At 64.3% G+C, this 23,013-nt stretch carries 22 protein-coding genes and 1 riboswitch; of the genes, 11 read left to right on the plus strand and 11 right to left on the minus strand.

Annotated features, from left to right (window positions below):
- Nucleotides 1-395: 395 nt before the first annotated feature.
- Nucleotides 396-481: riboswitch (cyclic di-GMP riboswitch) on the plus strand.
- 93 nt (nucleotides 482-574) lie between these two features.
- From AB5Y94_RS09335 to AB5Y94_RS09345, 3 genes are all read left to right on the plus strand, one after another.
- Nucleotides 575-898, plus strand: coding sequence for a hypothetical protein (locus AB5Y94_RS09335; RefSeq protein WP_005308345.1), 324 nt, complete (start codon nucleotides 575-577; stop codon nucleotides 896-898).
- 492 nt (nucleotides 899-1,390) lie between these two features.
- Nucleotides 1,391-4,138: a collagenase gene (locus AB5Y94_RS09340; RefSeq protein ID WP_368205390.1), complete on the plus strand. Its 2,748-nt coding sequence runs from the start codon at nucleotides 1,391-1,393 to the stop codon at nucleotides 4,136-4,138.
- Nucleotides 4,139-4,304: 166 nt separating this feature from the next.
- Entirely contained in the window at nucleotides 4,305-5,393 is a 1,089-nt protein-coding gene (locus tag AB5Y94_RS09345; protein WP_368205391.1) for a vancomycin high temperature exclusion protein, read from the plus strand.
- Here AB5Y94_RS09345 and AB5Y94_RS09350 read toward each other — a convergent pair.
- Together AB5Y94_RS09350 and AB5Y94_RS09355 are read right to left on the minus strand one after the other, a co-directional pair.
- Nucleotides 5,296-5,910, minus strand: coding sequence for a superoxide dismutase (locus tag AB5Y94_RS09350; protein WP_368205392.1), 615 nt, complete (start codon nucleotides 5,908-5,910; stop codon nucleotides 5,296-5,298). The two genes, AB5Y94_RS09345 and AB5Y94_RS09350, sit on opposite strands and share 98 nt — an antisense overlap.
- 21 nt (nucleotides 5,911-5,931) lie before the next feature.
- Nucleotides 5,932-6,357, minus strand: coding sequence for a hypothetical protein (locus AB5Y94_RS09355; RefSeq protein WP_368205446.1), 426 nt, complete (start codon nucleotides 6,355-6,357; stop codon nucleotides 5,932-5,934).
- A 291-nt stretch (nucleotides 6,358-6,648) separates the two neighbouring features.
- Here AB5Y94_RS09355 and AB5Y94_RS09360 point away from each other — a divergent pair, with 291 nt between their 5' ends.
- Together AB5Y94_RS09360 and AB5Y94_RS09365 are read left to right on the plus strand one after the other, a co-directional pair.
- A complete protein-coding gene (locus AB5Y94_RS09360) occupies nucleotides 6,649-7,560 on the plus strand; it encodes a triacylglycerol lipase (RefSeq protein ID WP_005308335.1) in 912 nt (303 codons plus the stop codon).
- Nucleotides 7,557-8,300, plus strand: coding sequence for a lipase secretion chaperone (locus AB5Y94_RS09365; RefSeq protein ID WP_368205393.1), 744 nt, complete (start codon nucleotides 7,557-7,559; stop codon nucleotides 8,298-8,300). The genes AB5Y94_RS09360 and AB5Y94_RS09365 overlap by 4 nt, the downstream gene beginning before the upstream one ends.
- Before the next feature lie 65 nt (nucleotides 8,301-8,365).
- On the opposite strand, the gene AB5Y94_RS09370 is transcribed toward AB5Y94_RS09365, so the two are convergent.
- Genes AB5Y94_RS09370 through sgrR form a run of 3 tightly spaced genes read right to left on the minus strand, consistent with a single transcriptional unit; the run spans nucleotide 8,366 to nucleotide 11,275 of the window.
- Complete coding sequence (locus AB5Y94_RS09370) at nucleotides 8,366-9,079, minus strand: hypothetical protein (RefSeq protein ID WP_368205394.1); 714 nt, start codon at nucleotides 9,077-9,079, stop codon at nucleotides 8,366-8,368.
- Nucleotides 9,080-9,110: 31 nt separating this feature from the next.
- Nucleotides 9,111-9,506: an acyl-CoA thioesterase gene (locus tag AB5Y94_RS09375; RefSeq protein WP_368205395.1), complete on the minus strand. Its 396-nt coding sequence runs from the start codon at nucleotides 9,504-9,506 to the stop codon at nucleotides 9,111-9,113.
- A gap of 35 nt (nucleotides 9,507-9,541) precedes the next feature.
- The gene (sgrR, locus tag AB5Y94_RS09380) at nucleotides 9,542-11,275 is read right to left on the minus strand and encodes an HTH-type transcriptional regulator SgrR (RefSeq protein ID WP_368205396.1); all 1,734 of its coding nucleotides are present in this window, start codon (nucleotides 11,273-11,275) and stop codon (nucleotides 9,542-9,544) included.
- Nucleotides 11,276-11,375: 100 nt separating this feature from the next.
- Here sgrR and AB5Y94_RS09385 point away from each other — a divergent pair, with 100 nt between their 5' ends.
- From AB5Y94_RS09385 to AB5Y94_RS09395, 3 genes are all read left to right on the plus strand, one after another.
- Nucleotides 11,376-11,552 (plus strand): hypothetical protein, encoded by a 177-nt coding sequence (locus AB5Y94_RS09385; protein ID WP_017764594.1) that lies wholly within the window; start codon nucleotides 11,376-11,378, stop codon nucleotides 11,550-11,552.
- Between the two features lie 130 nt (nucleotides 11,553-11,682).
- Nucleotides 11,683-12,951: an O-acetylhomoserine aminocarboxypropyltransferase/cysteine synthase family protein gene (locus AB5Y94_RS09390; protein WP_368205397.1), complete on the plus strand. Its 1,269-nt coding sequence runs from the start codon at nucleotides 11,683-11,685 to the stop codon at nucleotides 12,949-12,951.
- Between the two features lie 109 nt (nucleotides 12,952-13,060).
- Nucleotides 13,061-13,690, plus strand: coding sequence for a glutathione S-transferase family protein (locus tag AB5Y94_RS09395; RefSeq protein ID WP_368205398.1), 630 nt, complete (start codon nucleotides 13,061-13,063; stop codon nucleotides 13,688-13,690).
- A 125-nt stretch (nucleotides 13,691-13,815) separates the two neighbouring features.
- Here AB5Y94_RS09395 and AB5Y94_RS09400 read toward each other — a convergent pair whose 3' ends face one another.
- Nucleotides 13,816-14,991: an iron-containing alcohol dehydrogenase gene (locus AB5Y94_RS09400; RefSeq protein ID WP_368205399.1), complete on the minus strand. Its 1,176-nt coding sequence runs from the start codon at nucleotides 14,989-14,991 to the stop codon at nucleotides 13,816-13,818.
- A 167-nt stretch (nucleotides 14,992-15,158) separates the two neighbouring features.
- Nucleotides 15,159-15,611 carry a hypothetical protein gene (locus tag AB5Y94_RS09405; protein WP_005308316.1) on the minus strand — a complete coding sequence of 151 codons (453 nt, stop codon included), beginning with the start codon at nucleotides 15,609-15,611 and terminating at the stop codon, nucleotides 15,159-15,161.
- A 465-nt stretch (nucleotides 15,612-16,076) separates the two neighbouring features.
- Here AB5Y94_RS09405 and AB5Y94_RS09410 point away from each other — a divergent pair, with 465 nt between their 5' ends.
- On the plus strand, nucleotides 16,077-17,549 hold the full coding sequence (locus tag AB5Y94_RS09410) for a C69 family dipeptidase (RefSeq protein ID WP_368205400.1): 1,473 nt from the start codon (nucleotides 16,077-16,079) through the stop codon (nucleotides 17,547-17,549).
- Between the two features lie 60 nt (nucleotides 17,550-17,609).
- Here the strand turns inward: AB5Y94_RS09410 and AB5Y94_RS09415 are convergent, their stop codons facing one another.
- From AB5Y94_RS09415 to AB5Y94_RS09425, 3 genes are read right to left on the minus strand one after another with little or no spacing between them, the layout of a single operon-like run.
- On the minus strand, nucleotides 17,610-18,356 hold the full coding sequence (locus AB5Y94_RS09415) for an SDR family oxidoreductase (RefSeq protein ID WP_368205401.1): 747 nt from the start codon (nucleotides 18,354-18,356) through the stop codon (nucleotides 17,610-17,612).
- Nucleotides 18,357-18,406: 50 nt separating this feature from the next.
- Nucleotides 18,407-18,652 (minus strand): DUF3624 domain-containing protein, encoded by a 246-nt coding sequence (locus AB5Y94_RS09420; protein WP_368205402.1) that lies wholly within the window; start codon nucleotides 18,650-18,652, stop codon nucleotides 18,407-18,409.
- Entirely contained in the window at nucleotides 18,649-19,128 is a 480-nt protein-coding gene (locus AB5Y94_RS09425; RefSeq protein WP_017764600.1) for a GNAT family N-acetyltransferase, read from the minus strand. Before AB5Y94_RS09425 ends, AB5Y94_RS09420 begins: the two co-directional genes overlap by 4 nt.
- A gap of 186 nt (nucleotides 19,129-19,314) precedes the next feature.
- On the opposite strand from AB5Y94_RS09425, the gene AB5Y94_RS09430 reads away from it, so the two are divergent.
- On the plus strand, nucleotides 19,315-20,757 hold the full coding sequence (locus AB5Y94_RS09430; RefSeq protein ID WP_005308306.1) for a RimK family alpha-L-glutamate ligase: 1,443 nt from the start codon (nucleotides 19,315-19,317) through the stop codon (nucleotides 20,755-20,757).
- Nucleotides 20,758-20,781: 24 nt separating this feature from the next.
- On the plus strand, nucleotides 20,782-21,315 hold the full coding sequence (locus AB5Y94_RS09435) for an MgtC/SapB family protein (protein ID WP_005308304.1): 534 nt from the start codon (nucleotides 20,782-20,784) through the stop codon (nucleotides 21,313-21,315).
- A 55-nt stretch (nucleotides 21,316-21,370) separates the two neighbouring features.
- Here AB5Y94_RS09435 and AB5Y94_RS09440 read toward each other — a convergent pair whose 3' ends face one another.
- Nucleotides 21,371-22,987: an alpha-amylase family glycosyl hydrolase gene (locus AB5Y94_RS09440; RefSeq protein WP_368205403.1), complete on the minus strand. Its 1,617-nt coding sequence runs from the start codon at nucleotides 22,985-22,987 to the stop codon at nucleotides 21,371-21,373.
- Nucleotides 22,988-23,013: the final 26 nt, after the last annotated feature.

Raw genomic sequence — 23,013 nt, forward strand, 5'->3', positions numbered from 1 at the left:
GTAATCAGGTAATCAGGTAATCAGGTAATCAGGTAATCAGGTAATCAGGTAATCAGGTAATCAGGTAATCAGGTAATCAGGTAATCAGGTAATCATTCTAACCAGGTTCCACTTGTGAAGGGAAACACCAACAAGCTTCCTTTTATTATCCCCTTGTTCACTCCCAAGGTCATGCTGAACCATGTTTGTGATCGACATAAAAATACTGAGTTCGCCCGTTATTCATAATGGCAAGGGAGATAAGAATGAATTTTTCAGGATATTAATTCAAAAAAACATTAAGGAAAACCAGCCGTTTATCCTGAGCCGCGGAGAATAAAAAACTATTTGTGACCGATACCTCACACTTTTTTATGGTGATTGATTTCTCAAAGTGCGATGTTATCATCTAGACATAGAGTAAAGGGCAAACCGATCGAAAGGTCGGGACGCAAAGCCACCGGTCTAAGGGTTCATAACCTAAGACAGCGGAGCTGCCATCTGAGAAGAGCGATGTCATCAGCTGTATCTGTGTCATTCTCTTTGATTGCGTTGCCCTTTTCGTACAACGACATGTGACGAAAAGGACATAAAAATGAACACTTCCACCGCTTCCGTTCGCAACAGCGCCATCCGTTTTGCCTCTTCTGCCGCCGCAGCCATGCTGCTGGGTGCCGCTTTGTTGCCAGCTACTGCCTCCGCCTACGATGGCAGCGTCACCTTCACCGGTACCATCTACGAAGCCCCCTGTGACTTCGCCGACAACAGCGTGACCTGCTACTCGGGCACCCAGCGTCAGACCATGGATCTGGCCAGCCTGCAGCAAGCCGGCAGCCTCAATACCATCAGCAGCACCATGCAGTACAAGCTGTCTGCCGGCAGCAGCAACATGGCCATAGTGACCGTCAGCTACCTCTGATCCCGTCACTTCCGTCACCTGCCCGAAGTTGTTCATTGCTTCGGGCGGATCTGCTCTCTCCGTGAAGGGTGAGCACCCACTGCCATGCTCAGGCAGCGGCTTATAACGCCCGCTCGCCACTCTCTTCACTTCCCCTCCTATTTCCCTGCATTCATACCGAGCACCACCAGGTCTCTCTTCACTACATTCCCCAACGTTCTGCCCAGGCAAGTCAGCACTTTTTCTGCGTGTTAGCCGGCTTCGAATTGTCGCGACGCCACATGACCAGCACATCTCAAACGAGACTTTGATCACAGTTGCCAGCCTCAGACTGAGATACCCCCCAGATGGCAGATGAGTCCTTGCTATCAACCAGGCCCCCAATGGGGCTCACTTTGTTTTGATTCAATCTAAATAAATGATTTATATGGCCTGATTGGTGGGTTGATATCCTTTTGGAGCTGAATAGATTGCACGCGTCAATCACGCAGACAATCAAGCAAAGGGATAAAAATGAACAATCTGGGTACCAGGTTGCTGCTGCTGGCAGCACCGGGCCTGCTTGCCACTTCGGCGCTGGCCAACTACTCCCCCTCCGACTGGCAACAGTATCAACTCAAAGGTGAATCCAGCCGTCAGCTGGGGGATCAGCTCACCGAAGTGACCTACGAGCTGAGCGCCCGCAGCACCGATGCCCCCTATCAACAGCTGAGGGTGTATCGTCGCTTCGACTGGAGCGAAGCCAACCTGGCCGCACTGGCAGAACAGCAGTGCGGCGAACCCCAGCTCAAGATCGAGCAGGGCTGGCAGATCCGCTACCTCAGCTGTGAAGAGGTGGTACCGGCCGGCAAGGCTGTCCCGGCCAGCAGCTATGACTTTGGCTACGGCATGAAGCAGGGCCGCTGGGAGCCCCTGGCAGGTACCCCGACCGCGCCGCGTCAGGATCGTCTGCCGCTGGCGGAGCGGGTCATCCTGGGTCACAGCGAGCAGGAGCTGGATCGCTGCGAGCTCAACGCCGAGGGGCGCTGCGCCGAGCAGGCATGGCAGTACCAGCCGCAAAACTGGCAGCAGTTGAAGGTACTGGAAGAGACCCCCAATGAGCGTGATGGCCGCCTCGAGCAGATCTTCTTCCGCCTGCAGCCGGTTGCGGGCAGCCAGGCAGCCCGCCAGGTGAGCGAGCTGCACGTCTGGCGCCAGTACACCTGGTTGCTGGAACAGGCCAAGACCCAGCAGGAGTGTGATGAACCCCAGACTCGTCAGGAAGGGGACAAGACCATCAGCTACCGGGTGTGCCGTCAGACCCTGCCCGCCGGCAGCGAGGTGCAGGTGGTGTTGAAGGACACCGGCTATCAATACCCGGTGGGGGGCAGCGAATGGCAGACCCTGCCGGAAACAACCGAATGGCAGGAGAGCCGGGTGCTCAATCGCCCCATCATGCTGGCTAGCAAGGAGGAGCAGCTCGACTGCCGCCGTGCCGACGGCCGCGCCTGCTCCGAGCCGGACCTGCCCGATACCGATCTGCTGGACGCCGAAGCGGCCAGGATAGTGCAGGATGCCAGTGGCCAGCCCGCCCCTGTCTGGCAGGAGAACTATGGTCACGACGATGCCAAACTGCTGGCCGTGTCCCGCGGCATCCAGAGCCTGCTGGCGGCCAATCAGCCGGCCCATCCGGCCATGAAGCTGCTGCTGGAATACGTGCGTGCCCACAACTACCACAACTACGGCAAGCACAAGGAAGACGGTCCGGCCGCCGCCGAGGCGCTGGCCGAGGCGCTGACCGCGCTGGGTGCCCATCCGCTGCTCTTCCCGGAGCAACCCACCGATGAGGTGGGCTCCGTGATCGGTGCCTGGAGCATCGCCCTGCACGGCCAGTTCAAGAGCCCGGCAGTGCAGAGCCGCTTTGGTACCCTGCTCGGCGAGTTCAACCAGATGCTGGCCTACAGCACCCGCCATGCCAGCGAGATCAACGGCCAGCACGCCTGGGCGACCGGCCTGTTCGATCTGCTCAACTTCCTCGACTTCGCCAGCGACTACAGCGATCCCTTCGCCAGCGACTTCCGAGCGCAGGATGGCGAGCTGCGCAAGCAGCTGCACGCCCTCGGCATGAGCGAACTCGCGTTGTGGAAAGGGCGGGATGGCGCCGATCTGTTCTTGCTCAACAACGTGCTGGATGCCTACACCCGCCTCTACCGGGTCGCCCGCTATACCCGCCCGGACGAGCTCGACGGCTACCGCAAGCTGCTGGATGACTCCGTCATCGCCCTCGTTCGCCACCACGGCCTGATCCCCGGTGGTCAGCAGAGCCAGGATCTGCTGGAAGACATGTCGCTGACCCTCTCCACCTACTACCTGACCTACACGGACCGCACCAGCGAAGCCTGCATCAGCGGTGACTTCGCCGGGCTCTGCACCCCGATCCGGGTGGAGGATGTGCTGCCGTTCGAGCACACCTGCTCGCCGACCCTGCGCCTGCGGGCCCAGGATCTGACCATGGATCAGGCCGAGGGGATCTGCCGTGAACTGGGCGCCGAAGAGCAGCAGTTCCATCAGCAGATGGAAACTGGCTGGCAGCCGGTGGCGGACGATCACAACGAGGCTCTGGAGTTGGTGATCTTCGACTCCTCCGCCGACTGGAAACGCTACGGCAGCGCCCTGTTTGGTGGCGTTTCCACCGACAACGGCGGCATCTACCTCGAAGGGGATCCGGCTCGCCCCGGCAACCAGGCCCGCTTCTTCGCCTACGAGGCGGAGTGGAAGCGCCCTGCGTTCCAGGTGTGGAACCTGCGCCACGAGTACGTGCACTACCTGGACGGCCGCTTCAACCAGTACGGCAGCTTCGGCCACTACCCGCTCAACCGCACCACCTGGTGGTCGGAAGGGCTGGCGGAATTCATCGCCCACGGCCAGTGCTTCGCCCGTGGTCTGGACAACGTCGCCGGCCGCCCGGCAGGGGATCGTCCAGCCCTGGCCGACATCCTGCACCTGGATTACGACAAGGGCGGCGAGATGGTCTACTCCTGGTCCTACACTGTGCATCGCTTCCTGAACGAGACCGGTCGCGGCGCCAGCTGGCTGGCCATGGCCCAGGCCCTGCGCAACCCGGATCAGCAGCAGGCGATGAGTGCCTTCGAAGCCGAGCTGGACCAGCTGATTGCCAATGACAGCGAGGCCTACCAGCAGTGGCTCGGCCGCGAACTGCTGCCCTGGTGGGAGGCCAACAAGGACTCCGACGAGTGCAAGGCCAACGACTCTTCCCACTGAGACGCTGGCATCAATACCCAAGGGCGGCCATGGCCGCCCTTTTTATTGGAGGATGATAAGCGGCACAGGATCAATCAGTTAGCCACTCCCGCCATGCGACAACCTCTGCCCGAGTGACGCCATCTGCGGTCATCAAGCCTGACGCGCGGCGGCAACTTGTAATAGAATGACCCCCTGTCATCTCTTACTTCAGACCCGAACCGCACCGCGCATGAAGAAGTTTGCCAAGATCCTGCTCGCCTGCCTCTGCCTGTTGCTGGCCTCTGCCGCCGCCCTGCTTGGCTACAGCGAGTGGACCGTCTCGGACGCCCGTCACTACACCTATGACGACGTCAACGCGGTGCCCTACAACCGGGTCGCCCTGGTGCTCGGCACCTCCAAATACCTGATTGGCGGCAGCCCGAACCACTACTTCAAATACCGGATCAAGGCCGCCGCCGAGCTCTACAACAACGGCAAGGTGGACTACATCCTGGTCTCCGGCGACAACGCCACCGTGCAGTACAATGAACCGCGCCAGATGCGGCGGGCCCTGATCCAGGCCGGCATTCCGGCCAGCGCCATCTATAGCGACTACGCCGGCTTTCGGACTCTGGACTCCATCGTGCGGGCCAAGGAGGTGTTCGGCCAGGCCCACTTCACCGTGGTCTCGCAGGCCTTTCACAACGAGCGCGCCATCTTCATCGCCCGCCATTTCGGCATCGAGGCGGTCGGCTTCAACGCCGTGGATCCCAGCGCCTATCAGGGCATCAAGACCCGGGTGCGCGAGGTGTTCGCCCGCCTGATGGGGCTGCTCGACCTCTACGTGCTGGACAAGGGGCCCAAGTTCCTCGGCGAGCCCATCGTCATCGGCGGCCCGGTTCCCTGCCAGGCGTTGAGCACCATAGGGGCAAGTCAGCCCTGCCTGCCCATCAAGCCGCCCTCTCATCAGCCGAAGGCCAAGCCGGCAGCGGTGGTGAGTGCAGCAACTGCCGCCAGCGCTGCGACTTCAACCAGCAGTGCCTTGGCCACCAGCGCCGCCGTGCCGAGCGAAGCCACTCCCTTAGAAACTCCGGCTGCCGCCAGTGCGGCAACGCCAACCGGCAGCACACTACCCCTCAATAGCAGAGACCCGCCATCAGGCGGGTCTCTTTCATTGGGCTTGGTATTTCCAGCGATCAGGCCAGCGCCGCCACGTAGCGCCGTGCCACCTCGTTCCAGTCGATCACCTTGTAAAACGCGGCTATGTAGTCGGGGCGCTTGTTCTGGTACTTGAGGTAGTAGGCGTGCTCCCACACATCCAGCCCCAAGATGGGCACCAGCCCATCCTGCAGGGGGCTGTCCTGGTTGGCGCTGCTCACTACCTGCAGCTTGCCGCTGCCATCGACCACCAGCCAGGCCCAGCCGCTGCCAAAACGGCTCAGGGCGGCCTGGGTAAAGGCCTGTTTGAAGGCCTCAAACCCGCCCAGATCCCGCTGGATCGCCGCAGCCAGCTCGCCGGCCGGCTCGCCACCGCCCTGGGGACTCATCACCCGCCAGAACAGGCTGTGGTTGGCGTGACCGCCGCCGTGATTGCGCACAGCCCCCTGTACCTGGACAGGCAGGCTGTCGAAGCGGGCAAGCAGCTCCTCCACCGGCAACGCCGCCAGTTCGGGGTGATCGGCCAGCGCCGCATTGAGGTTGTTGATGTAGGTCTGGTGATGGCGACTGTGGTGGATCTCCATGGTCAGCGCGTCGATGTGGGGTTCCAGTGCGTCGTAGGCATAGGCAAGGGCAGGCAGGGTATGGCTCATGGTCACCTCTGTTTATTGTGATTAATGCAGTTGCGGGGCTGGCTCGGTCTGGCACAGACACTGGCCGAGGCAGCGGCGGATGCCGTCGTGGCTGCCGTGCTTGCGCACGAAGGCGAGCAATTCGGTATGGGTGCTGCGGGTGTGGCGCAGGGCGGCATCCCGCAGGGCGCTGGAGCTGGCGGGGGACTGGCTGGTGGCGAGCAGGCAGTCGTGGATGTGACACAGCAGGTCGGCGGCCCGCTCCGGCAGCGCCATCGCCACCAGCAGATCCGCCAGGTTGTGGTGGGCCACCACCAGCGCGGCCACCGCCTCGTCCACATCGTGCCAGTCGGCAAACTGCTGACGGGCCAGCCACAGCGCCTGCTGATAGCAGGAGAGCGCCTTGGCGTGCTCACCGGCATCGAAATGGCGGTTACCGCTCATGGTCTGCACCTTCCAGTGCACCATGCTGCTGTCGCTCTCCCCCGTCCCTACCCAACCTCTTACCCAGCTTGCCGACATAGGCTCCAACACCACAAATGATAATAATTATTATTTAACTTATGTAAGGGGCGAACACAAGGGATAGTTGTGCCGGCACAGTCAACAGCCCTGCCCATATGGGTAGGGCTTTTTTGAATCTGTCTGTTTGGTGATCATTTGCACAGATGCAAACGTCCCGTTCCGCCATGCTGGTCGGTATCGGCATGATGCCGGTGGCTGCCGCTGCGGCAGTCTCTCTTCACAAGGATGGACAAGATGAAAAAATGGCTATTGGTGCTGTTGTGCGCCCTGCCCATGCTGGGCCAGGCGGCAGGTTATACCCAGACCCGCTACCCCATAGTGCTGGTGCACGGCCTGTTCGGCTTCGACAAGCTGCTCGGGGTCGACTACTTCTACGGCATCCCCCAGGCGCTGACACGGGATGGCGCCAGGGTCTACGTGGCCCAGGTCTCCGCCACCCAGAGCTCGGAACTGCGCGGTGAGCAGCTGCTCAAGCAGGTACAGCAGGTGCTCGCCATCACCGGGGCGGAGAAGGTGAACCTCATCGGCCACTCCCACGGCGGCCCCACCATTCGCTATGTTGCCTCGGTCGCCCCCGAGCTGGTCGCCTCCGCCACCAGCGTGGGCGGGGTCAACTACGGCTCGGAGATCGCCGATCTGGTGCGCGCCAACGTGGCACCGGGCTCGGTGGCCGAGAAGCTGGCGGTGGCCGCCGCCTCGGCCCTGTCCGGGGTCATCTCGCTGCTCTCCGGGGGCAGCCAGCTGCCGCAGGATCCCCTCGCCGCCCTCGACGCCCTCACCAGCGCCGGTGCCCAGCGCTTCAACCAGCGCTATCCGGAAGGGCTGCCCAGCCAGTATTGCGGCGAAGGCCCCATGCAGGCCGCCAACGGGGTCTACTACTTCTCCTGGAGCGGGCGCGGCACCATGACCAACATCCTGGATCCGGTGGATCCGGCGCTGGCGCTGACCGGCAGCTTCTTCAAGGAGCCCAACGACGGCCTGGTCGGAGTGTGCAGCAGCCACCTCGGCAAGGTGATCGGCACCGACTACCGGATGAACCATCTGGACGAGGTGAACCAGTCGTTCGGCATTCGCCACCTGTTCGAGACCGACCCGGTCGGCCTCTATCGCCAGCACGCCAACCGCCTGCAGAGACTGGGGCTATGAACAAGGCCTGGCTGATGGCCGCTCTGCTGGGAGCGGCCCTGCTGCTGGGGGGTTGGCAACTGTGGCCCACCCCGAGCCCCACCTCGGCCGCCACACCGGTGCAAGAGGCCGGGCCGGCCTCCCCCCTGGCCCGGCAGGCCGCTTCCTCGTCAGATGATCACTCGCTGCAGGCTCGCTATGAGGCCTTTCTTGCCGCCGAAAGCAGCCTGACGGTGCCGACCGACCCGGGCCTGGCCAGCCTGCAGGTGCTGTTCGACGAGCGCGAGCAGTTGCGCCAGCAGAGCTTCACCCCGGCCGAGCAGGAGAAGCTGTTTGCCGAGGATCGGCTGATGGAGCAGTGGACCCTGCGCCGCAAGGCGCTGGCGGAGGCCAGCGATGCCGACAAGCCGCTGCTGGCGAGCGAGCTCGAGCTCTGGCTGGCGGAGCAGCCCCAGTGGTTTCGGGAGGCGGAGGCCAACAGCCGCCTGCTCGGCGACCTGCAGAGTCTGGAGCGACTGCCCGCGGCCGAGCGCGACACAGTGCTGCGTGAGCAGTTGGGGCCGGAGGCGGCGGACCGGCTGCACCAGCTGGCGGAGAGTCAGCAGGGATTCGAGCAGCAGCTGGCCGGCTATCTGGCCGAACTCAAGCCCCTGCCCGCCGAGCGGCGGGCCGAACAGCAGCCGGAGATCCTGGCGCGCTGGTTCGAGCCAGGCCAGTGGCGACGGGTGGAAGCCCTCACCCGGCTCAGGCTGGGTGAGTAACCGCCAAAATAACCAAAATAAACAAGGGGCCCACATCTGGGCCCCTTGCTTTGCTGCAACCGTACTTACTGCGGCTTGTTGGCGCCCGGCAGCGGCTGCCAGGTAAGGCGGGTCACCTGGGTACCCTGTACCTCGCACTTGAGGCTCAGATCCTGCCACCCCTTGTCACGGCGCAGGGAGACTTCTCCCTTGATGCCCTCGGCGCTGCTCTTGAGCTTGGCCGGCTCGAAGGTCACCTTGTCCCCCCCGGCCAGCGCCATCAGCTTGCCGTTGCAGAGCCAGTGGGCAAGCTCCGCCCCCTTGAGCTTGACGCCCCCCTTGGCCGCCTTCTGCTCGGCAGCGCTCGGCGCAAACAGCTGGCCCAGCTCGGCCGCCCGTTTGGTGAGCCAGGCTTCCCGCTGCTGCATGCTCATCTTGCTGACGAACTCGGCGGGCTGGCCCTTCTCGTCCAGCCACCGGGTCAGCTTGCCGCCGTCGTCAAAGGCAAACTGGGCGGCGGGCTCCTTCACCCCGAACAACTTGCCGCCCTTGAAGTAGTAACGGCTCTCCCCTTCCTGCTTGCCCTGCTCGTTCATGATGGGCACGGCGATGATGACGGGAGCGCCATCCACCCAGGCCTTGATGTCTATGCCGTCGTGGCTGAACAGACGGGTATCGAGGGCACTCTCGGCCCCCTTTTCCATCAGGGAGAACTGCTCGGCGAGGGAGGCCGCCATCGAAGGCAGGGAGCAGAGCCCCAGTCCCAGGCCGAGGCTCAGGGCGATCACGGTATTGCGCATAAGTGTCCTGTGATTGGCCTAAGGGCCAAGGTTAGCTTTCTATCAGCCAGACCCGCAGCTCCTCCCGGTGGCGATCGCTCAGGGGGATGGACTGGCGGGACTGGTAGTCAAAATGGATCAGGGTGGTTTCGGCGGTCACCGCCAGTTCGCCCTCCTGCCAGGCTTCCTGCCAGAGCGTGAAGGAGCTGGAACCGATGCGGCGGACCCCGGTTTTGATCAATACCTGCTGGCCGTAGAACAGCTCCCGTTTGAACTGCACCGTGTAGCCCGCGATGATCAGATGCCAGTTGTGCACATCCAGCTCGGGGGAGAAGATGCGAAACAGCGGGTCGCGGGCCGATTCAAACCAGACCGCCGGCACCGTGTTGTTGATGTGGCCGAGGGCATCTGTCTCTTGAAAACGGGGTTGGATCTGCATTTCCAGCATGGATATCGACTCCTTGTCGTTGGACCGCGCTCAGGCTAACGCGGCCCGCCTCTGGACTCAAGCTCCCCCGTCGTATCGCCGGAGCCGACGGCCAGCTCCGGGCGCAGCCAGGCGCTGCGAAAATCGAACCAGCCGAGCGCCGTCATCCGTACCCCGTGCACGCCGACCCGGCTCTCCAGCTCCAGCCAGTGGTGAAACAGCGGCACAAACCAGCCCCGCCGCTGCACATTTGCCAGCAGCGCCCGCGGCCCCGGCTCCTCGCCGCTGGCACGCCACTGCGTCAGCCCCTGCCACAGGCCATGCTGGCCGCCCCACACCTTGCGCAGCAGCGGGGTCCCCTGCAACCAGGCGTAGGGGGCGAAGGCGTGTTCGTGCTCCAGGTTGAGGGTGCCGAGCCAGAGATCCACGTCCTCGTCCGCCCCGCTCACCCAGCGGCCGTAATCCAGGGTGCGTACCTCGAGATCGATGCCCTGCTCGGCCAGCAGGCTGCTCATGGCGTTGGCACACTCGTTGAACTCCAGGTGCTGGTTGAAGCAGGCCAGCACCAGCTGACGCGGCCGCCCGGCCGGCGCCGGCAACGGGACCGGCTGCGCCTCGCGCCAGTGGGGCAAGAGACCCAGCGCGCTGGTCCAGCCCCGCTGCAGCTCGGGGGCGACCCGCGCCATCAGGGCGATGGGGTTGAGCAGGCCGGCCAGCCACTGGCGCAGGGCGGGATCCTGCAGGGCACCGGAGCGCTCATCCTGCAGCAGGAAGTAACAGCCCGATTCGAGCTCGGACTCGCCACGCATGGTGCCGAGCTCCGGGCTGTCGCGCCCCAGTTGCAGGTGGCTCTCCAGCCGCTCCGCCAGCTCCGGCAGCATCCAGATGTCGATCTCGTCGAGCAGGGCGCGCAGACCGAAGTAGTCGTCGAATGCCTCCAGGCACAGGTGCATGGGATCGTTGGCGGTCACCCGATAGGGGCCGGTGCCCACCGGCTGCAGGGCAAAGCCCGCCTCCCCCTTGAGCTCGCGCGGCAGGATGACGGCCACCGGCTCGGCCAGCAGGTGAGGCAGCAGGGGATCCGGGCTGTCGAGGTGCAGATCCAGGGTGCGCGGCCAGGGGCTCTCCAGCCGTGCCAGATGGGCGAACAGCGGACGATCCCGCAGGCTCTGCAGGCTCTCCGTCACGTCCTCCACCACCAGCTCGCGGCCGTGGTGAAAGCGCACCGCCGGCCTCAGGTAGAAGCGCCAGTGACAGGGGCCGAGGCACTCCCAGTGGTGGGCGAGATCCCCCTCGATTTCCCCATTTTCCTCATTTCGCCGGGTCAGGCCGTTGAAGATCTGGCGGCTCAGGTGGATTTCGGAGCGGCGCAGCGGGCCGGTGGGCAGCAGTTGGGGCAGTGGCCGATAGTAGGGCACCCGCAGGATCTGGCGCCCTGCCCGGGTGGCCTGGCCGAGCTGTTCGATAAGCAGCGGGGTGAGCAGATCGAGGCGATCTTCCGCCAGCCGCACCGCCTGAGCCAGCTGGCCCTGGCTCAGCAGCTCCCGCAGTCGGCGCCGGGTCAGGCTCTCCTGGTTGTCCAGCAGGGTGAGGCGGGAGCGCCGCCCCCGCCCGGCCTCGGCGGACCAGCCGAGCCAGCCCTGCTCCTGCATGCGGCGCAGCAGCAGGCGGGCGTTGCGCGGGGTGCAGCAGAGCAGATCCGCTACCTCGGCGAGGCTGATTTCCCGCTCGTCGCAGCCGAGCTGCTGGGCGAGCCGTTGGAATTGCTGGTAGAGGCGGCTGGTGGGCATAAAAGAGGAAATCCTTGCTCTGAAAGTCATCAGTTTTTACTTCCGCATTTTAGCTCAATACTGCTGGCGAACGTGAGAACCACAGCACAGGAGCACCATCATGAGCCACGCCAACCCCATCAAACCGAACCGGATCCAGCAGATCCTGCGCCGTTACTTCAAGCGGATCCTGCCCCGCCCGCTGCCGCTCATCGAGGATCCCATGAGTCAGCTCAACCGTCTGATGCAGTGGGACATGCACCAGATCGACGACAAGGAGTATCGCCGCCGCCTCTGAGACGGCCTCCCCCACGCCCCGACGAGATTGCTTTGCCGGATCTGATGGTTTACATCGGCCAAGGGCCTGATAGATTGGACGTCTATCCATCTATGATTGCTATCCAGCAACATCCAACAAGGAGTGTGTGATGAAAGATGCGACCCTGGCCCTGCACCACGGCTTTGCCAACGACCCCACCACCAAGGCCGTCGCCGTACCCATCTACCAGACGGTGGCCTACGAGTTCGAGAGCGCCCAGCACGGGGCGGATCTGTTCAACCTGGCGGTGCCTGGCAACATCTACACCCGCATCATGAACCCCACCAACGATGTGCTGGAGCAGCGAATGGCCGCGCTGGAAGGGGGGATCGCCGCGTTGGTGGTCTCGGCAGGTTCCGCCGCCATCACCTACGCCATCCAGGCGCTGACCGCCGCCGGCGACAACATCGTCTCCACCCCCCAGCTCTATGGCGGCACCTACACCCTGTTCGCCCACATGCTGCCAAGCTTCGGGGTCAAGGTGCGCTTCGCCAAAGATGACAGCGCCGAGGCCATCGCTGCCCTCATCGACGACAAGACCAAGGCGGTCTACTGCGAGAGCATCGGCAACCCGGCCGGCAACATAGTGGACATAGCCGCCCTGGCCAAGGTGGCCCACGCCCGCGGCGTGCCGCTCATCGTCGACAACACGGTCGCCACCCCGGTGCTGTGCAAACCCATCGAGCACGGCGCCGATATCGTGGTGCACAGCCTGACCAAATATGTCGGCGGCCACGGCAACTCGCTGGGGGGCGTGGTGGTCGACTCGGGCAAGTTCCCCTGGGCGGATCATGCCGAGCGCTTCCCCCAATTGACCCAACCCGAGCCCTCCTACCACGGGGTGGTCTACACCGAGGCGTTCGGGCCGGCCGCCTTCATCGGGCGGGTGCGCACCGTGCCGCTGCGCAATACCGGCGCGGCGCTGGCCCCCATGAACGCCTTCCTGCTGCTGCAGGGGCTGGAGACTCTGAGCCTGCGCATGGAGCGCCACGTGGACAACGCCCTGCAGGTCGCCCACCACCTCAAGCACCATCCCAAGGTAGCCTGGGTCAGCTACGCCGGGCTGCCGGGTCACCCCCACTACCTGCTGGCGGAGAAGTACATGGCCGGCCGCCCCTCCGCCATCCTCTCGTTCGGCCTGAAAGAGGGCTACGAGGCAGGGGTGCGCTTCTACGATGCGCTCAAGATCTTCAAGCGGCTGGTCAACATCGGCGACGCCAAGTCGCTGGCCTGCCACCCCGCCTCCACCACCCACCGCCAGCTCAGCGAAGAGGAGCAGGCCAAGGCCGGGGTGAAACCGGAGATGATCCGGCTGTCGGTGGGGATAGAGGCCATCGAGGACATACTGGCGGATCTGGATCAGGCGCTGGAGGCCTGACGCAAACGGTGCGGGAGTGGGCATCTGCCCGCTCTTTTTTAGCTGCAGCGGTGAACCCGTCGCCGCGCCGCTGCGTACTACCGCTTCTTGTCACTGCGTCGAGGTATTCATGATAGTCCTGCACCACCTGAACAAATCCCGCTCCCAGCGCATCATCTGGCTGCTCGAAGAGCTGGGCCTGCCCTATGAGATCAAGGCCTACCAGCGCGATGCCGCCACCTTTCTGGCGCCGCCCGAGCTCAAGGCCGTCCACCCCCTCGGCAAGTCGCCGGTCATCGAGTTCGACGGCCGGGTGCTGGCGGAATCCGGCGCCATCACCGAATACCTGATCGCCCGTCACGCCCCGGATCGGCTGGCACCGGCCGCCGACAGCCCGGACTATGCCGAGTACCTGCAGTGGCTCCACTTCGCCGAGAGCTCCGGCATTCTGCCGCTGCTGCTCGACATGTTCGTGCGCAAGGACGGCAGCCCGATGCGCTTCCTGCCGGACTACGCCAAAGCCGAGTGCGCCAAGGTGCTGGGTTATCTCGATGAGGTGCTGGCAAGCCGCCGCTATCTGGTGGCCGATCGCCTCACCGGTGCCGACATCCTGAACTCCTTCCTGGTGGATCTGCTGGCCCAGAGCGGCCAACTGGCCCAGTTCCCGCACCTGCAGGCTTACTGGCAGCGGCTCAACACTCATCCGGCCCGCCAGAAGGCGGCGGCGCTGGAGCGCGAGCTGGACCGCAGCGCCGGATAAGTGGCCAAGCGCCCGGCGCCACCATGCAAAACGCCCCTATGATCGGGGCGTTTTCTTTTCCGTTGGTCAGCCGGTAAGCAGAGGGCGTGGGAGAGGATCCGCGCCACTATGGTTGCCAGGATGACTTACAGCGCGTGGGAGAGGATCCTGGCGACCTTGTCCGGATCTATGTCCTGCTGCTCCCCGAGGGCGGTCAGACCGAACAGCTTGAGGTTGGAGCAGATCCCCGGGATGCAGCGCGCATCCAGGGCATAGTCGGCGAGACGGGTGCCCACCCCCATCTGCTGGAAGAACTGCTCGGTGCGGATGATCGCCTCCTCGATGCGCAACGCCTTGTCCTCGCGGCTGGAGTGCCACACCCGCTCGGCGAACTGGGCCAGCTTCTCCTGCTTCTGGGCCGCTTGCTCCCGCAGCAGGGAGGGCAACACCACCGCCAGACTCTGGGCATGATCCAGCCCGTGCAGGGCGGTGAGCTGGTGACCGATGGCGTGGGTGGACCAGTCCTGCGGCACGCCACGCCCGATGAGGCCGTTGAGGGCCAGGCTGGCCGCCCACATCAGGTTGGCGCGCACCTGGTAGTTGGTCGGCTCCGCCAGCGCCCGCGGGCCGTTGTCCACCAGCACCTGCAGCAGGCCTTCCGCCAGCCGATCCTGCACCTCGCCCCCCACCGGGAAGGTGAGGTACTGCTCGAGGATGTGGACGAAGGCATCCACCACCCCGTTGCCCACCTGGCGCGGCGGCAGGCTGTAGGTAGTGGAGGGATCCAGCACCGCAAACACCGGCTGCACCAGCGGGTTCATGAAGGAGAGCTTGGCCTCCCCCCGGCTCACCACGGCGGCCGGGTTGCTCTCCGAGCCGGTGGCCGGCAGGGTCAGCACGCAGCCGAGCGGCAGCGCCGCCTTGACGGGGGCCTTGTGCAACAGGATCTCCCAGGGATCGTCCCCCTCGAAGCGGGCCGCGGCGGCCACGAACTTGCTGCCGTCCACCACTGAGCCGCCACCCACCGCCAGCAGGAAGTCGATGCGCTCGCGCTTGACCAGATCCACCGCCTCCATCAGCTGGTCGTACTGGGGATTGGCGCCGATGCCGGGGAACTCCAGCCACTCCCGGCCTGCCAGCGCCTGGGTCAACTGGTCATAGACCCCGTTCTGCTTGATGCTGCCGCCGCCGTAGAGCACCAGCAGGCGGCTGCCGGCCGGGATCAGTTCGGGCAGTTTGGCGATCTGGCCTTCACCGAAACAGACGCGGGTGGGATTGGCATATTGGAAGTTGTACACGGCAGAGCCCTCGGTTGAATGCATGCAGAGGGATTGTGCGCCTGTGGCCCCCACAGGTCAAAGAACGCGGGCACGCCCTCACATTGCACCGCGGATGCGGGTTGCCGGCAGGGCCGCTCATCCACTGTGGTCAGCGGGGGCAAGGGCTTGCCCCCGCTGACCATGGATTGCCGTTCGAGTCATTCCGCTGCTCAGGCGCTCTTGCTCTCTTCCTTGCTGCTCTTCTTGCCGGTGAGGCGGTCCATGGCGTCTTGCAGCATGGCGTCCCGCTGCTCGTTCAACGGCTTGCTCTGCTCCGCCCGCTCCTCGGCGCTCAGCTGCTTGTTGTCGGCAATCGCCTTGAGCTTCTCTTCTATCTCGTTGAACTGCTTGCGATCAAAGCCGAGCGCCTTGTCCACCAGCTGCTGCAGCACGCCCCCCTTGTCGGAACTCATGTCGAGCGCCGGCGGCAGCTTGCTGTTCTTGGCCAGGTGTTCATAGGTCAGCGCCTGCTGGGCCTGGCCGGTTATCCGCTGGGAGGAGAGGTTGACCAGATCTTCCCAGCCGCCGCCACCCTGACCGCTGTCGGCGCTGCTGAGGGTGGCGAGGGCGCGATTGTTGGAGGCGCTCTGGGCAAGCTGCTGGCTGTAGGGTTTGATATCCATGGGGGCTCCAGTCTGCATGCCAAACCGGCATGACGAGGTCGCTGATTCGATGGTATGAGGCACCAGGCCCCATCATTGGCAATAAAACCAGCAAGTTGCAGGCCAACTTGTCAGGCTGGGCAAGATCCCCACCGTGGCAAGCCTGCCGCCGGTCACGGCCCAGATGTGGCGTCAGAATCATGACTCATCCGCTGCTTTCATCCCGATTTCCGACACATACAACTACCTATAAAACTCCTCGCCACATAAACCGCAGGAACGCCTTGCCGATCACAAAACAAACAACCAGTGAGGCATACAATTTTGGCGCACCATCGGGCAAGCAAGCAGCGTTATGGATGATATGTTTGCGAATTCAACCAGATGCAGACCTGTCTACCGTCGGATCCCCGACCCAGTCCGGTTACTCCCGGCCGCTTCTCCCGCCCCCTGACGCGCATCCACCGCAACCTTTCGGGCATAACTATGAAAAAACACACCTTGAGTCTTCTCTCCGCCACCCTGCTCACCCTGCTTGGCACCAGTGCCGACGCCTGTACCGGCCTCATCGTCGGCAAGGGCGCCAGTGCCGATGGCAGCGTGATGATCGCCAGAAACGAGGATTTTGGCGTCAACAACTGGAACAAGTACCTGGCCTTCCGGCCCGCCCAGCAAAACGAGGGCAAAGTCTGGAAACTGGGCAACGGGCTGGAAGTGCCGATGCCCAAGACCTTCTTCGCCTACTCCGCCATCCGTGACTGGGATGCCACAGCCAGCGACCCGGCCGGCAAGTATTACGAGGAGCGCGGCATCAACGAGGCCAACGTCGCCATCTCGGCCACCACCAGCGCCGAGGTCAACGACAAGGCCCAGAAAGCCGATCCGCTGATCGAGAAGGGAGTGATTGAAGCCATCATCCCGACCCTGATCCTGCCGCAGGCCAAAACAGCCAAAGAGGGGGTCGCACTGCTCGGCCGTTATGTGGAGCAATATGGCGCCGGGGAAGGCAACAGCCTCTATCTGGCGGATGTGAACGAGGCCTGGCTGATGGAGATCGGCTCCGGCCACCACTGGATCGCGGTGCGGGTGCCGGACGACAGCTACGCCATGGTGGCCAACGGCCTGCGCATCCACGGTGTCAATCTCGACAGCGCCGATGTGCTGCACTCGTCCAAGCTGCTGGAGTTCGTGCGCGAACACAAACTGCTGGATAACGCCGACCCGAAAGACTTCAACTTCGCCAAGGCATTCGGGGTCATCGCCGACCCCTACAACGTGGATCGGGAGTGGCTCGGCCAGAAGATACTGACCGCCAGCCATCCGCAGCCGACCCGGCAGGCGCAATATCCGCTCTTTATGAAGCCGGATGCCCCCATCGCCGTGCCGGACGTGGCCAGGCTGCTGAGCGCCACCTATGATGGCACGCCGCTGGCCGGCAAGGCGGAGCGGCCGATCCGCATCGACAGGCAGCTGGAATCCCATGTCATCCAGCTGCGCAAGGCGATGCCCAAAGAGCTGCAGGGCTTGATCTGGCAGAGCTACGGCGTGCTGGCCGAATCCGTGATGGTGCCGCTCTACAACACCCTGGAATCCTACCCCCTGCCCTATCGCACCGGCAGCGACAGCTACTCCGATGACTCCGCCTACTGGCAGTTCCGCAGCCTGACCGCGCTGGCCAGCGCCGATCCGGACAAATACCTGCCGCTGCTGCGCGGTGTCTGGAGCAAGGAGAGCAGCAAGCTCTACAAGGAGGTGGCGCTGCTCGACCAGAGCCTGAAGCAGGCCTATACCGGCGACAAGGCCACCGCCATCGGGCTGGCATCCGACTACTCCTATGGTCAGCTGGAGAAGAGCTATCAGATGGCCAAAGAGTTGCGCTACAAGCTGATGACAGATCTCACCAAGCGCACCGAGCAGAAGTATTCGCCGGAGGAGTTCAAGAAGATCATGAGCCTGTAAACAGGCCCCAAAACAGAGAGGCTCCCGGGGGAGCCTCTCTTGTTTCATCCGCAGCAGCCATCAGCGACGGCTGATATGGAGCGGGCCGAAGGTCTGCGCCACCGGCATGATCTCGATGCTGTTGATGTTGACGTGGGCCGGCTGCTGGCTGATCCAGAGCACGGTATTGGCGATGTCTTCCGGCTGGATCGCCTGCACCCCCTGATAGACGGTGGCCGCCTTGGCGTCGTCACCGTGGAAGCGCACGTTGGAGAACTCGGTGCCGCCGCACAGACCCGGCTCCACGTTGGTGACACGGATGGCGGTGCCCGCCAGATCGGCGCGCAGGTTGAGGCTGAACTGCTTCACGAACGCCTTGGTGGCACCGTAGACGTTGCCGCCCGGATAGGGATAGGTGCCGGCGATGGAGCCGATGTTGATGACGTGGCCGCGATTGCGCGCCACCATGCCCGGCAGCAGCAATCGGGTGAGCAGGGTCAGACCGCTGATGTTGGTGGCAATCATCTGCTCCCAGTCCTCGAGGTCTGCCTTGTGGGCCGGCTCCAGCCCCAGCGCCAGCCCGGCGTTGTTGACCAGCAGATCCACCTCGCGCCACTCGGCCGGCAGCCCGTCGATGGCGGCGCGGGTGGCCGCCTTGTCCTGCACGTCGAACACCAGCGGCAGGAACTGGGCGCCCAGCTCGTCGGCCAGCGCAGCCAGCCGTTCGCCGCGGCGACCGGTGCCGATCACCCGGTAGCCCGCCTGCACCAGCTGACGGCTGATGGATTCACCAAAACCGGACGAAGCGCCCGTTACCATTGCAATCATCTGAACCTCCATTTCTACAGCGCTATTTATCTGTTTGAAATCAATCTGATCTATTCGTCGCTCAATTCACGCCCGCTCGCCTTGCGCCAGATGAACACCAGCAGGTGGAGCAGGAACAGGCCCGAGCCCCCCAACGCGAACAGCAGGCCGGTGAGGGCATTGACCGAGGTGTCGGCGCCACACCACCACCAGACCAGCCAGCCGATCAGGCCGATGACGAAGGTCTGGCCGGCGCAGACCGGGCAGCGACCCAGCTTGGCCTTGATGGCGGTAGCGAGGCAGTTGTCGCAGCTCATCCCCTCTCCTCTTCTCTCCTCTCTCCGGCCAGCTTCAGCACCAGCCGGTGGGCATGCTGACCGTGACCATAATAATCCAGCAGCTTCTGCCTTGGCCGAAAACCCAGCCCGCGATAGAGGGCCTGCGCCTCTTCATTGGCATCGCCCACCTCCAGCCGGATCGCCCCCCAGCCGGCCTCTTTGCCCTCCCGGATCACCTGCTCCAGCAGGCGGCGGGCCCAGCCCTGGCGGCGGATAGTCCAGCGGATGGCGAGGGTCTGGATGATCAGCCGATCCCAGCCCCTGTGCTCCAGCAAACAGAGGTAGCCCATCAGCTGCTCCTGCTGGTCCAGCACCAGCAAGGTGCGCCCCTTGGCCTGGGTCAGCAGATAGTGCCAGCGGCTGCGGCCAAAGGCGACTTCGGGGGGAAAACAGTAGCGTTCCAGCTTAACGATGGCGCCCAGATCATCGGTCCGGGCCGCGCGCACGGTCAACACGGGGAATCCTTGTTCGGTTATTTATCTTCATCACCAAAAATGCGACTTGTATCACAAGTTACCAAGGCGGCATATTAGGCACTGTAACCTCTTGTTTCCCCTCGCGCCATTGTCGTGCTTGTCGGTGCATCGAAGCCCACTGGGGATCCTGCCGCTTAAGGCAGTTTCATCTGTGGAGCCGAAAAAATGAGTACCTACGTCATCGTCGAAGAGCTGGGCGACTGGCCTTGCCATGCCGATTATCTGCTGACCGCCCGCACCTACCTGCAACACGGGGTGCCCACCACCGGCGGTCGCCCCCGCATCATCAACCTTTGCCGCAATCTGGAGCACCTCGGCGCCGGCTACTACTGCTCGCTGCTGGCCCAGGCCCGCGGTCATCACTGCCTGCCGGGCCTGCAGGCCATCAGCCAGCTGCAACCCCAGCAGCCGCCGGCCAAGCTGTGGCGCAAGCTGCAGGGCTGGCTGGCCCAGCAGAGCGAGGACCGGATCCGGGTGCGCGCCATCTTCGGCCAGTGCGAGCAGAGCGAGCTGGCGGGGCTGGCCCGCTACTACTACGGCCTGAGCCAGCTGCCGCTGCAGGAGCTGACCCTCAAGCGCGGCCGCCACGGCTGGTCGGTGCGCCAGCAGCAGAGTCTGTCGCCGCTGGAGCTGAGCCCAAGCGAGCAGACGCTGATGCTGCACCACGCCCAGGCGCTGGTAGGTACAGGTGACGAGGAGCAGGCGGCGCCGCTCTACCAGCTCGCCATCCTGGTCGACCCCAACGACGGTCGTGCCAGCAGCGATGCGCTGGCGCTGGAGCGCTTCATCCAGGCGGCCGCGGCCCAGGGGATCCGGGCCGAGATCCTGGCGCCGTCTGCCATCGAACGGCTGCCGGAGTTCGACACCCTCTGGCTGCGCTCCGAGACTGCAGTGGGCCACTACACCTTCGAGTTTGCCCGCCGCGCCGAGCAGCTCAAGATGCCGGTGATCGACAGCTCCCGCGCCATCCTCGCCTGCAGCAACAAGCTCTACCTCTACGAGCTGATGGTGCGCAGCGGCGTGCCCATGCCGCCCACCATGGTGGTGACCCGCCGCGGCCGCCACCACGTGGACGAGCTGGTGCAGCGGCTCGGCCTGCCGCTGATGGTGAAGGTACCCGACGGGGCGCAGGGGCGCGATCTCGCCATGGCCAGCGACGAGCAGCAGCTGGCTCGCCTGCTGGACGAAGGGCTGGGGCGCTCCGCCTTGCTGCTGGTGCAGAGCCGGATCCCCGCCGAGTTTGACTGGCGCATTGGCTTTCTCGACGGCTCGCCGCTGTTTGCCTGCCGCCGCTTCCGGCCCGAGCCCGGCAATCGCATCCGCCGCCGCAAACACCCCCTCGACATGAGCCGCATCGAGGCGTTGCCGCTCAACGAGGTGCCGGAGCGGGTGTTGCAGACCGCCCGCCGCGCCGTGCATCAGCTCGGCAACGGCCTGTTCGGGGTCGATCTGCGCCAGCAGGGGCGTGACTGCGTGCTGCTGGAAATCATCGACAATCCCTGGATACGTGGCGATATTGAGGACAGAGAGGCAAAGGATCTCTACGAGCGCCTCGCCCGGGCCTTCCGCCAGCGGCTGGAAAACCGGGGGCAGAGCGCGGCCGGATAACAAGCATCGAGAGCAGAGGTGGATATTATGACGACTGATTGGTGGGACATAGCGCCCCTTGGCTGGGAGAACATCCTAGTCTGTCTGGTGTGCGGCACCCTGGTGGGGCTGGAACGGCAGCTGCGCGGCAAGCCGGTCGGCATCCGCACCTCCTCGCTCATCATCCTCGGCACCTACTGTTTTCTTGCCATCGGTGCCGCCGTCAGCCCCCAGAGCGCCGACCAGGCGCGGGTACTGGGCCAGCTCATCACCGGCATCGGCTTTCTCGGCGCCGGAGTGATGATGACCCGGGATGGTCAGGTACTGGGGGTCACCTCCGCCGCCACCGTCTGGATGCTGGCGGCTCTCGGCGCCCTCATCGGCATGCAGATGCTGCACCAGGCGCTGCTGCTCACCGGCGTCACCCTCTCCATCCTGGTGGGGGTGGACTACCTGGAGACCAGCTTCAAAGGCCTGCGCCGCGGGGTACACAACCGGCTGGAGAGCTGGCGGCACGGCAATGGCAACGGCCGGGCCGATCCCCATCAGGACGAGCTCGGCAGCGGCATCGAGAAGTAACGTCCCCCATGAAAAAAGGGCTCCATCACGGAGCCCTTTTTGTTGCCAACCTCGCTTAGCGCACCAGCAGGAAGCGGCCGCTCAGCGGCGGCAAATCCACCGTCACGCTGCTGCCACCGATGGCCAGGCGCTCGCCGCTCTGCAGATCCACCAGGGCGCTGCCACTGCGCAGCTTGCTGGCCGGCACCGCATAGCTCTGGGGCGTGGTGGAGACGTTGAGCAGGTAGACTACTTGCTCCACCGCCGTCTGCTTGATGTCACCATAGACGCTGCCCTCGGCCACCAGCTTGACCCGCTCCCCCTGATAGAGGGCGGGATGGGCGGCGCGCAGGGCCAGCAGCTGGCTGAGCCACTGTTTCAGCTCGCTCTGCTCGCTGCTCGGCACGAAACCGGTGACACCTGGCACCTTGCCATCGCTGCGGGCCACGTGATCGTCACAGAGCCCCTGAGCCGCGCAGTCGCCGCCCACCTGCTTGGCAAAGCCGGGCACCTCGTCGCCAAACTCCTCGCCGTAATAGAGGGTGATGGGGCCGGAGCGGGCCGCCAGGAAGCTGAAGGCCGCCTTGTGGCGCTGCCAGTAATCCGTCGGATTGAAGTTGCCGCGCTCCAGCAGATCGCCGAAGCGCACCAGATCGTGGTTGCCCAGCATCAGGTTGGGCATGGCGTGGTCCGGGTAGTTCTCCACCTTGTTCCAGCTGGCGTCGAGCACGCTGGCCCCCTGCCCGCCCTTGCCGGACTCCTCCACCGCCAGCGCCTGCACCAGGCCGTAGCGCAGCGGGAAATCGAACGCCGAGGAGAGCGCCGGGTTGTCGCTCGGCCCGTACGCCTGGGCGCGGATCTCGTCGGCCCCTTTCCACACTTCCCCGACCATATAGCCGAGGGTGCCCCACTGCTGGCCGGCGGCCTTGCGCGCCGCACTGGCCCGCTCCACCTCGCTGCGAATGGCGCGCCAGTCGTCAAGATCGAGCTGATAGGCCTGATCGAGGCGCCAGCCGTCGATGCCGTACTGCTCGACCCAGTAGCGGGCCACCTCCTTGAAGTAGGCCAGGCTCTCTGGCTGGCTGTAATCCACCAGCTGGCCGGGATAACCGGCACCGCCGCTCTTGAGAGCGGGCAGCCGTCCCTCGGGGGAGGGCTTGCTCACCCCCACCTTGCCCACGTGGCCAAACACCCCATCGAGGAAGACGTAGAGACCGCGCTGATGCGCCCCGTCCACCAGTTTCTTGAGCTGGGCGTTGCTGCCGAAGTTGGGGTCCACGTTGAAGAAGTCGCAGGCGAAGTAACCGGTGGCATCCAGCCTGTCGTCTCCGCCCTGCCCCGCACAGGAGTCGAACACCGGGGTCAGCCAGATGGCGTTGACGTTGAGGCTCTTGATGTGGTCGAGGCTGTCGATGATCCCCTGCAGATCGCCGTTGTGCTGGGAGGGGCCGTAGCCGACGCCGTAGTTGGCGCTGCCGTCGCCATCGACGAAGGACTCCACCATCACCTGGTAGGTTCGCAGGTTGCAGGCCGGCTGGTCATTGCCGTAGCAGGCGCGGCTGGCGGTGGCCGGCGGCGGGTTGGTGACCGGGGGCTGGGGCTCGCTGGAACTGCTCCCGCCTCCGCTGCCGCAAGCCGTCAGTAACAGGGCGGCCCCGATGAGGCCGCCACGACGCAACGTTCCTTGTTTCATTGTTATGTTCCCGCTGTGGTGGTATC

Source organism: Aeromonas sp. s5 (assembly GCF_040907865.1).
In the GTDB taxonomy this organism is placed as follows: Bacteria; Pseudomonadota; Gammaproteobacteria; order Enterobacterales; family Aeromonadaceae; genus Aeromonas; species Aeromonas dhakensis.